This is a genomic window from Amycolatopsis sp. NPDC051128 (assembly GCF_040682715.1).
Taxonomy (GTDB): Bacteria; Actinomycetota; Actinomycetes; order Mycobacteriales; family Pseudonocardiaceae; genus Amycolatopsis.
In genome coordinates, this window is sequence record NZ_JBFBBN010000024.1 from 115,628 (window position 1) to 129,178 (window position 13,551).

General features: G+C 69.2%; 11 protein-coding genes. 7 read left to right on the top strand and 4 right to left on the bottom strand.

Annotation, left to right across the window (positions count from 1 at the left end):
* Positions 1–843 (top strand): MarR family transcriptional regulator, encoded by an 843-nt coding sequence (locus tag AB0M82_RS24150; RefSeq protein WP_364725753.1) that lies wholly within the window; start codon positions 1–3, stop codon positions 841–843.
* 50 nt (positions 844–893) lie between these two features.
* Here AB0M82_RS24150 and AB0M82_RS24155 read toward each other — a convergent pair whose 3' ends face one another.
* Positions 894–2,078, bottom strand: coding sequence for an acyltransferase (locus AB0M82_RS24155; protein ID WP_364725756.1), 1,185 nt, complete (start codon positions 2,076–2,078; stop codon positions 894–896).
* A 212-nt stretch (positions 2,079–2,290) separates the two neighbouring features.
* Positions 2,291–3,331, bottom strand: a complete 1,041-nt coding sequence (locus AB0M82_RS24160) for an NAD(P)-dependent alcohol dehydrogenase (RefSeq protein ID WP_364725759.1) — start codon at positions 3,329–3,331, stop codon at positions 2,291–2,293.
* 219 nt (positions 3,332–3,550) lie between these two features.
* Here AB0M82_RS24160 and AB0M82_RS24165 point away from each other — a divergent pair, with 219 nt between their 5' ends.
* Together AB0M82_RS24165 and AB0M82_RS24170 are read left to right on the top strand one after the other, a co-directional pair.
* Entirely contained in the window at positions 3,551–4,771 is a 1,221-nt protein-coding gene (locus tag AB0M82_RS24165) for a cytochrome P450 (RefSeq protein WP_364725762.1), read from the top strand.
* 24 nt (positions 4,772–4,795) lie between these two features.
* A complete protein-coding gene (locus AB0M82_RS24170) occupies positions 4,796–5,599 on the top strand; it encodes a hypothetical protein (protein ID WP_364725764.1) in 804 nt (267 codons plus the stop codon).
* 133 nt (positions 5,600–5,732) lie between these two features.
* On the opposite strand, the gene AB0M82_RS24175 is transcribed toward AB0M82_RS24170, so the two are convergent.
* Together AB0M82_RS24175 and AB0M82_RS24180 are read right to left on the bottom strand one after the other, a co-directional pair.
* Entirely contained in the window at positions 5,733–7,121 is a 1,389-nt protein-coding gene (locus AB0M82_RS24175) for a condensation domain-containing protein (RefSeq protein ID WP_364725767.1), read from the bottom strand.
* Entirely contained in the window at positions 7,118–8,437 is a 1,320-nt protein-coding gene (locus AB0M82_RS24180) for an MFS transporter (protein WP_364725770.1), read from the bottom strand. The genes AB0M82_RS24175 and AB0M82_RS24180 overlap by 4 nt, the downstream gene beginning before the upstream one ends.
* A gap of 274 nt (positions 8,438–8,711) precedes the next feature.
* Here AB0M82_RS24180 and AB0M82_RS24185 point away from each other — a divergent pair, with 274 nt between their 5' ends.
* From AB0M82_RS24185 to AB0M82_RS24200, 4 genes are all read left to right on the top strand, one after another.
* Positions 8,712–9,986, top strand: coding sequence for an NAD(P)/FAD-dependent oxidoreductase (locus AB0M82_RS24185; RefSeq protein WP_364725773.1), 1,275 nt, complete (start codon positions 8,712–8,714; stop codon positions 9,984–9,986).
* Between the two features lie 17 nt (positions 9,987–10,003).
* Entirely contained in the window at positions 10,004–11,758 is a 1,755-nt protein-coding gene (locus AB0M82_RS24190; RefSeq protein ID WP_364725776.1) for a non-ribosomal peptide synthetase, read from the top strand.
* A gap of 17 nt (positions 11,759–11,775) precedes the next feature.
* Positions 11,776–11,997 (top strand): MbtH family protein, encoded by a 222-nt coding sequence (locus tag AB0M82_RS24195; RefSeq protein ID WP_364725779.1) that lies wholly within the window; start codon positions 11,776–11,778, stop codon positions 11,995–11,997.
* Positions 11,998–12,199: 202 nt separating this feature from the next.
* Positions 12,200–13,267 (top strand): DUF2855 family protein, encoded by a 1,068-nt coding sequence (locus tag AB0M82_RS24200; RefSeq protein ID WP_364725782.1) that lies wholly within the window; start codon positions 12,200–12,202, stop codon positions 13,265–13,267.
* Positions 13,268–13,551: the final 284 nt, after the last annotated feature.

The window sequence follows — 13,551 nt, forward strand, 5'->3', positions numbered from 1 at the left end:
ATGACTTGTCTTGCCCGTCGGATGTTCGAGCTCCTGGAGCCGATCTGCCTGGTCACCTTCTTCGCTGACGAGTGCAACGAGGAACTGGCCGCGCTCGGCCACCGCACCTACTGGGACGGCTACTTCGCCAGCCGTGCCGCGCCGCTGGGACGAGTGCCGGCGGAGGTCGTGCACGCGGCCTTCTACAGCTTCGCCGACGGGGAAGCCGCGCGGCACATTCCGAGCGCGTGGGAAACGATCCCGCCCGAGGCGTCCGTCGCCGCGCGGGAGCGGGGCAGCGCGGCCTCCGTACGGCGGATCCTCGGCGCCGAGCTGGCCGGCTCCCCCGGTCTGGTGCGCGCCGCCGACCTCACCACCAAAGCCGCGACGAGCGCGCCCACCGAAGGCCGGATGATGTACGCCGGGATGCGCACCCTCCCGGTGCCGGGCGACCCGGTCGCCCGGCTGTGGCATTCCGCGACCATGCTGCGCGAGCACCGCTGTGACGGGCACATCGCCGCTCTCGTCGGCGAGCGCATCGGCGGCACGGAGGCCCACATCCTGTCCGCGCTGGAGATGGGCATCCACCCGCCGGAGTCGTTCGGGCGCGTCCACCACCTGCCGAAGGCCCGGCTGGCCGCGGTCATGGACGGCTTGCGCGAGCGCGGGCTCGTCGACCCCGAGGGCTGGTTCACCGACGCCGGCCGCAAGACCAAGCAGCACATCGAAGCCCTGACCGACGAACTCGCCGGACCGCCGTACGACGCCCTCTCTCGCGCCGAGGTCGACGAGCTGGTGACCGAGCTCGAACCCATCACCGCGGCGCTGGTGGCCGCGGGGATCCCGGCGCCGGGCCGCGACTGACGAAAAGGGCGCCCGGATCGCTCCGGACACCCTTTCCGTGCGGCCGCGCGCTAAGCGGCCCGGTCGACCTGGTCACCGGTCGGGACGGACGTGACCACGGCTATGCCACGCCCGCGGCGGGAAGTGGCGAACCGTTTCATGATGGGCTGTTCGACGAACTTGAAGGTCGCCCAGGACAGCAGCAGGGTCACCGCGAACAACAGCGCCAGCACGGCGGCCGAGGTCAGTGTGCTCCAGTTCTCCCCCTGGCCCAGCAGGTTGTGGCCGGTGACGAGCACCAGGTGGTGCCACATGTAGAAGGCGAACGAGATGTCACCCAGCCAGACCATCAGCCGGTTGCCCGCGAACGTCGGCAACCGGTCGAGGTCGGCCCTCGCGCCGGCGGCGATGAGCAGACCGAGCGGAATCAGCATGACCGCGCTGAACTGGTAGAGCGGCCCGAACAGCGGGGTGACGAAGTAGGCGCCGACGGTCAGGGCGACCGCTCCGCCGAGCTTCAGCGGGAGCCGTCGCCCGGCGAGCACGACCTTGGCCATGAAAATGCCGAAGATGAACGTCAGCAGCTGTCCCGCCGGGCAGTGGAAGACGAACCACAGCTCCAGGTCGCTGAAGCCCTGCGGGAACTGCGTGCCGGCCGGCAGCAGCTTGGCGAAGCTCGGCAGCGAAAACACCGAAGCGGCCGAAATGAGCGTCCAGAGCCACAGCCGCTCCGGCCGGACCTTGTTGATCAGCTTGATGATGAACGGGAACGTGGCGTACATCAGCAGCTCGCACGACAACGACCAGGCGACCGGGTTGAAGCTGGTGCGGACGTCGAGGCTGGGGCTCCAGCTCTGCAGCAGCAGAGCGTTCAGCACGCCGCCCTGGAGCACCGTGCCGGTGATCGCCGTCACCGGGATGAGCGCGACCGCGAAGGTGATCAGGTGGTTGGGGTAGATCTTGAAGAACCTTCTGCGCCAGAACTTCGGGGCGGTGTCCCGCGGCCGCAGGGCGCAGGTGAGCACGAAGCCGCTCAGGATGAAGAAGAAGGTCACGCCGGTGAAGCCGCCCCCACCGAACAGCGTGTTCGTGACGGTCTGAGCGCCTTCCGAGGCGAAGGGGGCCAATACGATCGCGTGGAAGACAAAAACCATCAAAGCCGCGACGAAACGGAGTCCGGTCAACGACGGCAAACGCGTGGTCAGATTTCGCGCCGGGGCCGGCCCCGTACGGGATTGGGTTGCTTCCTGCGACATGGATCTACTCCCTGCTCCTGCTTTCGTGATTGGCAGCACCAGGAGTTTCGCACGGTGGAACACACCTCGACGCCTTCTAGAATTGCACGCGTGGGGTGCCCGGACGAGCGCCGAAAGTGACGTACCGCGCAGACGCGAACGGGGAAAGCCCTTGGAGTGAAGGCACTCGCGCGAGCGAGAAGCTTGCTCACCCAGGGCTTTCCCCGGCTGGATCAGGAAAGGCTGCCGGTGTCGATGACGAAGCGGTACCGGACGTCGGAAGCCAGGACGCGGTCGTAGGCGGCGTTGACGGCGTCGGGGGTGATGACCTCGACGTCCGCGGTGATGTCGTGAGCCGCGCAGAAATCGAGCATTTCCTGGGTCTCGGCGATGCCGCCGAACAGGGAGCCGGCGAGGGTCTTGCGGCCCATGACGAGGGAGAAGGCGGGCAGCGCCAGGGGTTCCGCGGGGAGACCGACGTTGACCAGGGTGCCACCGGGAGCGAGCAGGGACATCAGGGTGGCGAGGTCGGGGGGTGCGGTGACGGTGCTGATCATCAGGTCGAACCGGCCCGCGAGCCCGGCGATGGCGTCGGAGTCGCTGGTCGCGTGGTAGTGGGCCGCGCCGAGACGCAGGCCGTCCTCGAGCTTCTTCAGCGTCTGGGAAAGCACGGTGACCTCGGCGCCCATCGCGACGGCGAGCTTGACGCCGACGTGGCCGAGCCCGCCCAGCCCGAGCACGGCGACCTTCTTGCCCGGACCGGCGCCGTAGCGGCGCAGCGGTGAGTACATGGTGATGCCGGCGCACAGAAGCGGCGCGGCCCCGGCCGGGTCGAGGCCCTCCGGGACGCGGAGGACGAAGTCCTCGCCGACCACGATCTTCCCGGAATAGCCGCCCTGGGTGACGGTGCCGTCGGCGTCGGTGCCGCCGTAGGTGCCGACCATGCTCGCGCAGTCCTGTTCCTGCCCGGCCTGGCAGCTCGCGCACTCCCCGCAGGACCGGACCATGCAGCCGACCCCGGCCCGGTCTCCGGGCGAGAACCGCGTCACCTCCGCGCCGACCGCGGTGACGGTCCCGATGATCTCGTGGCCGGGCACCAGCGGGTAGGGCTGCGGCCCCCACTCCCCGCGCACGTGGTGGATGTCGGTGTGGCAGATCCCGCAGTACGCCACGTCGATCAGCACGTCCCGCGGCCCGACCTCGCGACGGTCGATCGTCGCCGCCCCGAGCGGGGCACCTTCTGCCGGTGCGGCAATCGCCTCAGTGGTGAACAAGGCTCAGCACTCTCCTCACGGGGCTCGTAAAACGACGGTGCCACCGAGTCAACCAGCCGCGTCCCCGCACCCGCGTATCCCACGTTGCCGAACCGGGCGGCGGCCGTTCCGGCAACCTCCCTGTTGCGCCGATCCGGAGCAGCCTACGAGACGTCAGCGGCGCGGAACGTGCGGATGATTCAAGAGATTCCTGTGCTCGCCGGCAGTATGGAGTAAGAAATGGACAAGTGCCCGTACGTACTGGACCGGAGCGGCAGTGACCTCCACCAGGAGAACAAGAACCTGCGCGCCCGCGGCCCGGTCACCCGCGTCGAACTGCACGGCGGATACACCGCGTGGTCGGTGACCGGTTACGAAGAGGCGAGGCAGCTGCTCGTCGACCCCCGGATCGCCAAGAACACCAAGGACAACTGGCCCGAGTTCCAGGCGGGCCGGGTGCCGCAGGACTGGGAGCTCTTCACCTGGGTCGCCATGGACAACATGCAGACCCGGGACGGCGCGGAACACGACCGCCTCCGCAAGCTCGTCGCGCGGGCGTTCACCAGCCGCCAGGTGGCGAAGTCCCGGCCGATCATCGAAGGCATCGTGAACCGCCTCCTCGACGACCTCGCGACGGTGCCCGCCGACGAGGTGGTGGACATCAAGGGCCGGTTCTTCTACCCGCTGTCGACCATCCTCGTCTGCGACCTGCTGGGGATCCGCGAAGAGGACCAGAAGGCCATGCTGCAGGGCGCCCAGGTGAACGCGAAGACGGACAACACCGCCGAGGAGGCCGAGGCCAACCTCCACCAGTGGCACGAGGCGCTCGGCCGGCTGGTCGAAACCAAACGGCGCGAGCCGGGCGACGACCTCACCACCATCATCATCAAGGCGACCGAAGACGACGAGGCGCCCCTCACCGACGAAGAGGTCGTCGGCTCGGTGCACCTGCTCATCGGCGGTGGCACCGAAACCACGGCCAACGTCCTGTGCCACACGCTGGTCGACCTGCTCACGCACCCGGACCAGCTCGCCGCGATCCTCTCCGGGGAAGCGAGCTGGGAAGCGGCGTGGGACGAGGAGGTCCGCAAGGACGGCGCCGTCGGCTCGATGCCGTTCCGTTGCGCGCTCGAGGACATCGAGATCGGCGGGGTGACCATCGCCAAGGGCGACCTGGTGCTCATCAACTACCTCGCGGCCGGCCGCGACCCCGCGAAGTACGGCGACACCGCCGACGAGTTCGACATCACCCGCGAGGACAAGAGCAGCCTCGGCTTCGGTTACGGCCGGCACCGCTGCCTCGGCCCCGCGCTGGCCACCATGGAGGCGATGGTCGCGCTGCCGGCGCTGTTCGAGCGGTTCCCCGACCTCAAGCTGGCCGTCCCGGCCACCGAGCTGAAGCCCGCGCCGACGTTCATCTTCAACGGGCCCGCGGAAGTCCCGCTGCTGCTGAAGGGCTGAAGCGCCCGAGGGAAGGAAACATCGATGCAGGCCGTCGTGGGTACCAGACCACTTTGCAGCCGGCTCAGCTCCGGGGACGGAGCGCCGATCCTGGTTGCCGACTTCCAGCCGCTCACCGCGGCGCCGCGGCTCAGCAAGCTGGTGAGCGACGCGGCCGCCGGTCACCCGGTCCACCAGGTGGATCCCCGGGGTGCGCTCTCCGGCGACCGGCTCTACGCCGCCGTGCCGGAACTGGCGGACGAGACGGCGGCGCTCTTCCGCGCCGCCGAATCCTCCGGGGCACCCGACCGGCGGGTGTTCGTCGTGGGTCACTGCAGCGCCGCCGCGCTGTCCCTGCAGATCGCCGACCGGCTGGCCGGCGATCGGGAAGTCACCGCCATCCTGGTTCAGCCGACGTGGCCCGGCACGGACCACGTCACCGAGCGGTTCGCCGAGTTCCAGGGAAAGCTGGGCGTGGGCAGCCGCCCCTGTCCTGACCTGGACGGCGATCCGTGGTCCTGCGTCGCCGCGATGGAACAGCTCATGCAGGACGGGCTGGCGGGGCTGGCGAAGCGGCTCGGCCTCAGCAAGGCGCCCCTGGCGTTCTCCGAGCTGCTGGTGTCGTACCGGACCTGGCTCGCTTTCCTGCTGGCCTGCCGCAACGACCAACCCGTGAAGGTGCCCTCCGACGCGGTCGCGATCTCGGTGCTGACCGACGAGCCCGGCTTCGTGGTGCCCGGGACCGTGCCGGGACGGTGCCGGATCACCCCGCCGCCCCCGGCGGAACGACCCGACGCCGTCACGCCGGAGCTGGCCAAGCACGTGCTCGACCAGGTCGACAGCTACTGAGCCGCAAGGCGACCACACAGAGGCGCTTCTCGTCCGACAGGGCGAGAAGCGCCTCTTTTCTTTCCTGGTAACCGAAACGAGAACCCCGGCCCTGTCCGGGCCGGGGTTCTCGTCATGTCCGGTGCTGTGTTTGCTACCGCGGCAGCGCCGACCGCGGGGACCTCAGCGACGCGCGCAGCAGCTCCCGGTACTCGTCGACCATCCCGATGATGGTCTGCCGATCGAAATCGCGGCTGTTGAACCGCACGTGCCCCACCACGTCCCCGGCCGGGTCCAGGTAGAAGTCCCACAGGTTGCCGTCCGGGATCTCCGAGATGTCGTCGGACGAAATCAGGCGGCGGCGGAGCCCGGTGTAGCGGATGTCGCCGATGCCCTCGGTTTCCAGTTCCGGCGGGAACTGGGAGATCTGGAACCCGGTGATGACACTGTCCACATTGGAGGCCGGACCGCGCATCAGTTCCGGGTCGGACTGGGCGATGACGTCGTTGAACGGCAGCTCGTAGGAGTACGCCTCCAGCAACGCGGCCCGGGTGCGGTGCACCAGGCCGGCGAAGTCCGCACAGCCGGACAGGTCGGTCCGGATCGGCAGGAAGTTGAACAACGCCCCCACCGTCTGCTCGAACTCGGGCTCCCCGCGACCGGACGTGAGGATCGGCGAGACGATGTCGCTCACGCCGGTCCGGCGGTGGAGGAACAGGTTGAAACAGGCGTAGAGAACCATGAACGGCGAGCTGTGCAGCGACTTGGCCAGTGCGGTGACGGCGCGGGTCAGCTCCTGGTCGAACAGGAACCGGTACGCCGAATAGACCGGCGGGACGTCCAGCCGCCGGGGCCGGTCGGTGGGGAGGGTGAGGAACGTCCCACCCGCCAGCTTGGTCTTCCAGTACTCGTGCGCGACGGCCGTGGACTCGCTCTGGCGGGCTTTCTGCTGCCAGGCGACGTACTCGCCGTACTGGCGCATCGCCGGCAGTTCGGGTGCGGGCAGCCCGCGACGTGTCGCGTAACAGATGACGAAGTCACGCATGAGGACGTTCATGGACCAGCCGTCACTGACCGTGTGATGGGTGACGAGCACGAGCACCGCGTCTTCGTCGTCGAATCGGCCCAGTCTGGCTTGCAGCAACGGCCGTTGCGTGGCGCCGAGCCTGCCGGCCTGGTCGACTTCCTCGATGAACTCGTGCGCCCGGTGCTCGCGGTCGGCCTGCCCCGGCGCCGACGGAAGGTCGACGACGGTCAGGTCCACCGGGCCCGGCGGGTAGACGCAGGCACAGGGCGCGTCCTCGTCCCTGATGATGGCGGTGCGGAGCGCCTCGTGCCGCGCGACGACGTCGTTCAACGCGAGCTGCACGCTCGACAGGTCCAGCTGCCCGTGCAGGCGCCAGCCGCCGAGCACCAGCCCCCGCGGGCCGAACACGCCGAGGTCGTCACCACGGTCGAAGGCGTACAGGAATTCCTCGTTGGCCGAAAGCGGGCGGCTGGCCGACGCTTCGCCGGTGCTCGGCCGTTGCTGTTCGATGGTCATTTGCTGTCGTCCATTCCGGCTGTCGCCATGATTTCCTCCTCCGCACCGGACCCGGCCACCGTCTCCTCGGGGGTCACCGCCGGCGGGCGCGTGCGGAGTCCCCAGGCCGCGATGGCCGGGCACAGCAGCCCGAGCAGCAGGAAGGCCACGCCGAGCCCCATCCACCCGGCGAAACCCTGGTTGGCCACGACCCCGAGCAGCACCAGCGGCGCCACCGTCATGCTCAGCGTGGTGATCATGTTCAGGAATCCGTCGTACTGCCCCTGGGCGTGTGCCGGCGGCAGGTTGAACTCGAACACGAACCGGCCGGAGATCAGCCAGATCTGCGCGATGGCGGACACCGCGACCCCGCCGAGGAGCAGGACCGTCGCCAGGACCGGGGTCTGCCCGGGCATCAGGGCCATCATCAGGTACCCGATGATCAGCGTGACGCCGCAGCGGAGCAGTGCCGAGCCGCCCTGGCGCAGGGTCTTGACGTTCCTGCTGAGCCGCATCTGGAGCAGGATGGCCATCGCGGTGTTGAGCACGTAGACGACGGCGACCGTCCAGGGCGGCGCGGACGTGTACACCACGATCCACACCGGCAGGAGCATGTTGTCCACGAGCATCGACATCGACAGCGCACCGGAGACCAGCGCGAAGGCGATGAACGGCTTGTCCCGGAACACGATGAACCGGCGGGCCTTCGCCTCCCCGGTGCTTTCCGGCTTCGGCAGCGGTTCGTAGTCGGGGATCTTGAGCGTGATGAAGACGTCCACCAGGTAGGCGGCCGCGCAGAACAGGAACATCGCGCGGTAGGCCCAGGGAGTGCCGATCGAAATGCCGATGCCGGAGACGAGCGCGCCGACGGTGAGGCCGATGTTCCCGATCGACTGGACCTGGCTGCGGAACGTGATCGTTTCCGCACCGCCGATCCGGCGCATCAGCGCCCCTTCGGAAGCCATGTAGGTGAACGCGAAAATGTTCATGCACACGATGAGGATCATCAGCGACCAGAAACCCTGGATGAACACGTAGCTGCCCATCCCGGCCAGCTGTCCGGCCAGCCCGAACAGCACCACCCGGCGGGGCCCCAGCCGATCGGCCAGATCGCCCGCATAGGTGGTGAGCGGCAGGCCGACCAGTCCGCCGACCGCGATCGCCAGCGCGGTCCCCGAATTCGAGATCCCGACGATCTGCGTGCAGTAGAGCACGTAGATCGGCAGGAAGACGCCATTGGCCAGCATGCCCATGGCGAAGCCCAGGACGTACGCCCGCTGGGGTCCCGGCGGCGGGACATGCTCCTTGGCATACGCGACAGGACTGAAAGTCATCATGAACCCGCTCTCTGAAACGCGCGAAGCGCGGCCTGAGTATTGGTGTCCGCAAGGTCCGCTCCCGGAATGCTCTCGGGTCTCCACCGCGGAGCACGTCTTCTGGAGCGCGCTGTTCTCCTCTCCGGCGCGGCTCGCCGGGCTCGACAATCCGGGAGATGCGAGCCGGCCGCGCTTTCCGCCACGGTGGACGAAGGTCCAGTACGAAGCGGTCGAGAACCAGCGGCGTCGCCCTGGGGGAAACCGAAGCACGTGACGTGACGGAGGAAGCACGGTAATGGCTGACAAGGAAGACTTCGACGTCGTCGTCATCGGCGGCGGTCCCGGAGGTTCGGCGACAGCCGGGCTGCTGGCGCAGCAGGGGCACAAGGTGCTCGTGCTGGAGAAGGAGAAGTTCCCCCGGTACCACATCGGCGAGTCGCTCATCACCGGTTCGATGCCGACGATCGAGGCCCTCGGCCTGCGTGAGCGGCTGGACAAGATGGGCTACGTCCGCAAGTACGGCGGCACGCTGATGTGGGGACGCAACCAGGGAGCGTGGGACTTCCGGTTCACCGAGGCGTCGGAGTACGAGTACACCTTCCAGGTCCGCCGGGCCGACTTCGACTCGGTCCTGCTGGGGCGGGCCCGCGAACTCGGCGCGCTGGTGATCGAGGAAGCCACGGTCCAGGACGTGCTCTTCGAGGGTGAGCGTGCCGTCGGCGTGCGGTTCCAGCGCAAGGGTGACGCCGAAGCGACGACCGTCGGCTCCAAGCTCGTCATCGACGCGTCCGGCCAGCAGCACCTGATCCCGCGCAAGCTCGACCTCATCGAGTACCACAACGACCTGCGCAACATCGCGGTCTGGGCGTACTTCCAGAACTGCAACCGCTACAGCGGGACGCGGTGGGGCGACACGCTCACCGAGAACCGCCCGCACGGCTGGTTCTGGTTCATCCCGCTTTCGGACAGCACGGTGAGCGTCGGGTACGTGACGCCCATCGAGGAGTACAAGAAGGCGGGCAAGTCGCTCGAGGAGCTGCACGCCAGCGAACTGGCCGCGGCCGACGAGATCACCTCGCTCACCGCGCCCGCCACCCGGGTCAGCGGGTACCGCACGATCAAGGACTGGTCCTACACCTGCAAGAAGTTCTACGGCCCCGGCTGGGCGCTGGTCGGCGACGCCGCGGCGTTCATCGACCCGCTGCTGTCCACCGGCGTCGGCCTGACCCTGCGCGGTGCGCTCGGCCTGTTCGAGACGGCCAACCTCGCGCTGCGCAACCCGGACCAGGAGAAAGCGCTCTACGAGCGTTACGAGCGCAACTACCGCGAGTTCCTCAACTCGCTGCTGGAGTTCGTCCGGTTCTTCTACGACCGCACGAAGTCCAAAGAGGACTACTTCGAGGCGGCGCAGCAGAGCATCGACCCGAAGCGCCTGCGGCCGCGCAAGATCGACTTCGCCCGGATGCTGTCCGGGGTCTCCGGCATGCGCGACATCTTCGACGGACCCCTGGCGCTGCGGGCGTTCCGCGACAGCGACGCGCCGGACGTGCCGGACACGCTGGCAGGCTAGGGATGGGGAACACGGACATGGAATCATTTGTCATCTCCGCGCGGTTCGCCGAGCAGGTGGCGCGGACGCCGGACGCGGTGGCGGTGTCCGCCGGCGCGGACGCGCTGACCTACCGCGAACTGGACGAGCGGGCCAACCGGCTCGCGCACCGGCTCATCGGGCTCGGCGTCCGCCAGGACGACCGGGTGGCGGTGCTGCAGGAGCGGTCGATCGACCTGGTGGTGGGGATCCTCGCGACCGTCAAGGCCGGCGGGGTCTACGTCCCGGTGCACGAGGACTACCCACCCGACCGGCGGCAGTGGGTCGTGGACCACGCGGAAGTGACGGTGCTGCTGGCCGACACCACCACGCTGGCCGGCGGCCTGCCGACCGGGGTGCCGGTCGTGGTCGTCGACGACGATCCGGAGACCGCCGGGCAGCCGGCCACCGACCCGTCGGTGCCGATCCACCCGGACCAGCTGGCCTACGTGATCCACACGTCCGGCTCCACCGGCCACCCCAAGGGGGTCGCGGTGACGCAGCGGGACGTGGTGCGGCTGATCTTCAACACCCAGTGGACGGTCGAGCGGCACGCGCGGGTGCTGATGGTGGCGCCGTACGCGTTCAACGTGTCCACCTACGAGATCTGGATGCCCCTGCTGCACGGCGGCCGGATCGTCGTCGCGCCGCCCGGGCACCTGACGCCGGCCTCCCTGCGCGAGCTGATCGCGGCGGAGGGGATCACCGGGATCCACCTGACGGCCGGTCTGTTCCGGGTGCTCGCGGAGGAGTCGCTCGAGACGTTCACCGGCCTGACCGAGATCCTCACCGGCGGCGACGTGATCGCCCCGAACGCGGTGCGCCGGGTGCTGGACGCCTGCCCGGACATCGTGATCCGGGCGATGTACGGGGTCACGGAGTGCTCTCTGTTCTCCGCGCACCACCCGCTGACCGCGTCCTACCGGCCCGGCACGCTGGTGCCGGTCGGGGACGCGTTCAACGACGTCACGATCCACATCCTCGACGAGCGGCTCACCCCGGTGCCGAGGGGCATCGAGGGCGAGATCTACATCGCCGGCCGCGGTGTGGCACGGGGCTACTTCGGCCGCACGGACCTGACCGCGGAGGTGTTCGTCGCGGACCCGTTCGGCGAGCCGGGCGCCCGGATGTACCGCACCGGGGACCTGGCGCGCCGCAACGACGACGGCCTGATCGAGTACGTCGGCCGGGCGAGCAGCCAGGTGAAGATCCTCGGCTTCCGGGTCGAGCTCGCCGAGGTCGAAGGGGCGCTGAGCAGCTACCCCGGTCTCGCGCAGGTCGTCGTCGTGGTGCGTGAGCTCGAGTCGGGCGAGAAGCGGCTCGTCGGGTACGTCGTGCCGGAGGCCGGTGACATCGACCTGGGCGCCCTGCGCGCGCACGCCAGGGAGTCGCTGCCCGACTACATGGTCCCGGCCGCGATCGTCCAGCTCGAGTCGCTTCCGCTGACGTCGAACGGCAAGCTGGACCGCAAGGCGATGCCGGAGCCCGACTTCGAGGCCGCGTCGGCCTACCGGGCCCCGGAGACGCCGCTGCAGGAGAAGCTGTGCGCGATCTTCGCCTCGGTGCTCGAGGTGTCCCAGGTCGGCATCGACGACAGCTTCTTCGACCTCGGCGGCCAGTCGCTGCAGGCGATGCGGCTGCTCAGCCGGATCCGGGCCGAGGTGGACGCCGACCTGCTGATCAACGTGCTGTTCGACATTCCGACGGTGGCCGGGCTGGCCGACCACATCGACGACGCCGCCGCGGCGGCCTGAGCCGGAGGGAGAGACCGATGGCAAACCCGTTCGAAGAGCCGGACGCCAACTACGTCGTCCTGCGCAACGACGAGAACCAGCACTCGCTGTGGCCGGCGTTCGCGCCGGCGCCCGGCGGCTGGACCGTCGTGCACGGGCCGGGCCGCCGCGAGGAGTGCATGACCCACATCCGGGAGAACTGGGTGGATCTGCGCCCGCGCTCGGTCACCGAGTTCATCACGGCCCAGGCCGGGACCTGACCCGGCCGGACCTGCCCGACCATCCGATTCCGCCCGGCGAACCTCGGTTCGCCGGGCGGAATCGGTTGTCGGCGGGCATCGCATCGCGGAAGATGCGCCGCGGCCGAGCCCGAAGACACCATTGAGCCCGATGCCGGCCTCGCCGCCCTCGTACCCCACCGATGGCCACCGCGGCCTGACGATCCAGCAAGGAGACCCACGCATGACCGAAGCGGCAAGATGGGAACTGCTGTTCAAGCGCGACGACCTCACGGTCAAGGAGGTGCGCGAGGTCGAGGCGGCGGAGCTCGGGGCGGGCGAGGTCGAGCTCGCGGTCGAGCGGCTGGCGCTGACCATGAACAACGTGACCTACGCGCGGTGGGGCGCCATCCCGCCGCTGAACTTCTGGAGCGCGTTCCCCGCCCCGGACCCGGTCCTGGGCCGGCTTCCGGTGTGGGGCTTCGCCCGGGTGTCGCGGTCGAACCACCCCGGTTACGCGGAAGGCGACCGGTTCTTCGGTTTCCTGCCGTCGTCGAGCCACCACGTGGTCCGGCCGGAGCCGGCCTCGCGCGGGTTCGTGGACACCACGCCCGGCCGGTACTTCGCCCACCCCTGGTACCAGACGTTCCAGCCGGCCGGCGCGGCCGACCACCGCGACGACCGCCGGGCCCTGCTGCGGCCCGTCTACCCCGCGTCGTTCCACGTCGCCGGCTTCATCGCCGGCCAGGCGGGCGATGACGGGCTCACCGTGCTCATCACCTCCGCGTCGAGCAAGGTGGCCATCGGGATCGCGCACCGCCTGCGCGGCAACGCGAACGTACGCACCATCGGGCTCACCTCCGGCGAGCACACCGGTTTCCTCACCGGCCTCGGGCTGTTCGACGAGGTGACCACCTACGACGAGCTGCCTGCGGTGCCCGCCGGTCCGGTCCTGTGCGTCGACCTCGCCGGTGACGCCGAGGTGCTGACCGCCATCCACGGGAAGTTCCGGGCCGGCCTGGCGCACATCGCGCTGCTGGGCTGGACCCACGGCGCGCAGCCGCCCCCCGAGCTCAACGACCCCGCGCCGGAACTGTTCTTCACCCCCGCGGTCGAGGGCGCGACGATCGAGGCGGAGGGCGAGGACGCGTTCTTCGCCCGCTACCACGCCGCGGAGGACGAGTTCATCGACGCCACCGAGTCCTGGCTGACCGTCGAGGCCGGCAGCGGTCCCGAGGCGGTCGCGGCGGTGTTCCGGAGCCTGGCCGACGGCACCCACCCGGCGAACGGCTTCACGATTCTCACGCCCTGAGCACGGCCACACGGAAAGGGCGCCGGGACTTGCTCCCGGCGCCCTTTACTATCCGGTCAAAAGTAGGCCGGCCCCCACGCGGCAGGGGTCCGGCAAAGTCTCTTGGCGAGGGTGGCTGCGAGGGGTTTCTTTGTCTCGAATGACCAAGGCCGGCAGTTAAGGATTCCTCTGCCGCGCAAGCGGTCAACGGAAGGCCGTGAATGTCGCATTGAGGGATCACGATCCGCATTGCGCTCCATACTGCCCAAGTCATGCGTATGAACGGACTAATGCGATGTCGAACT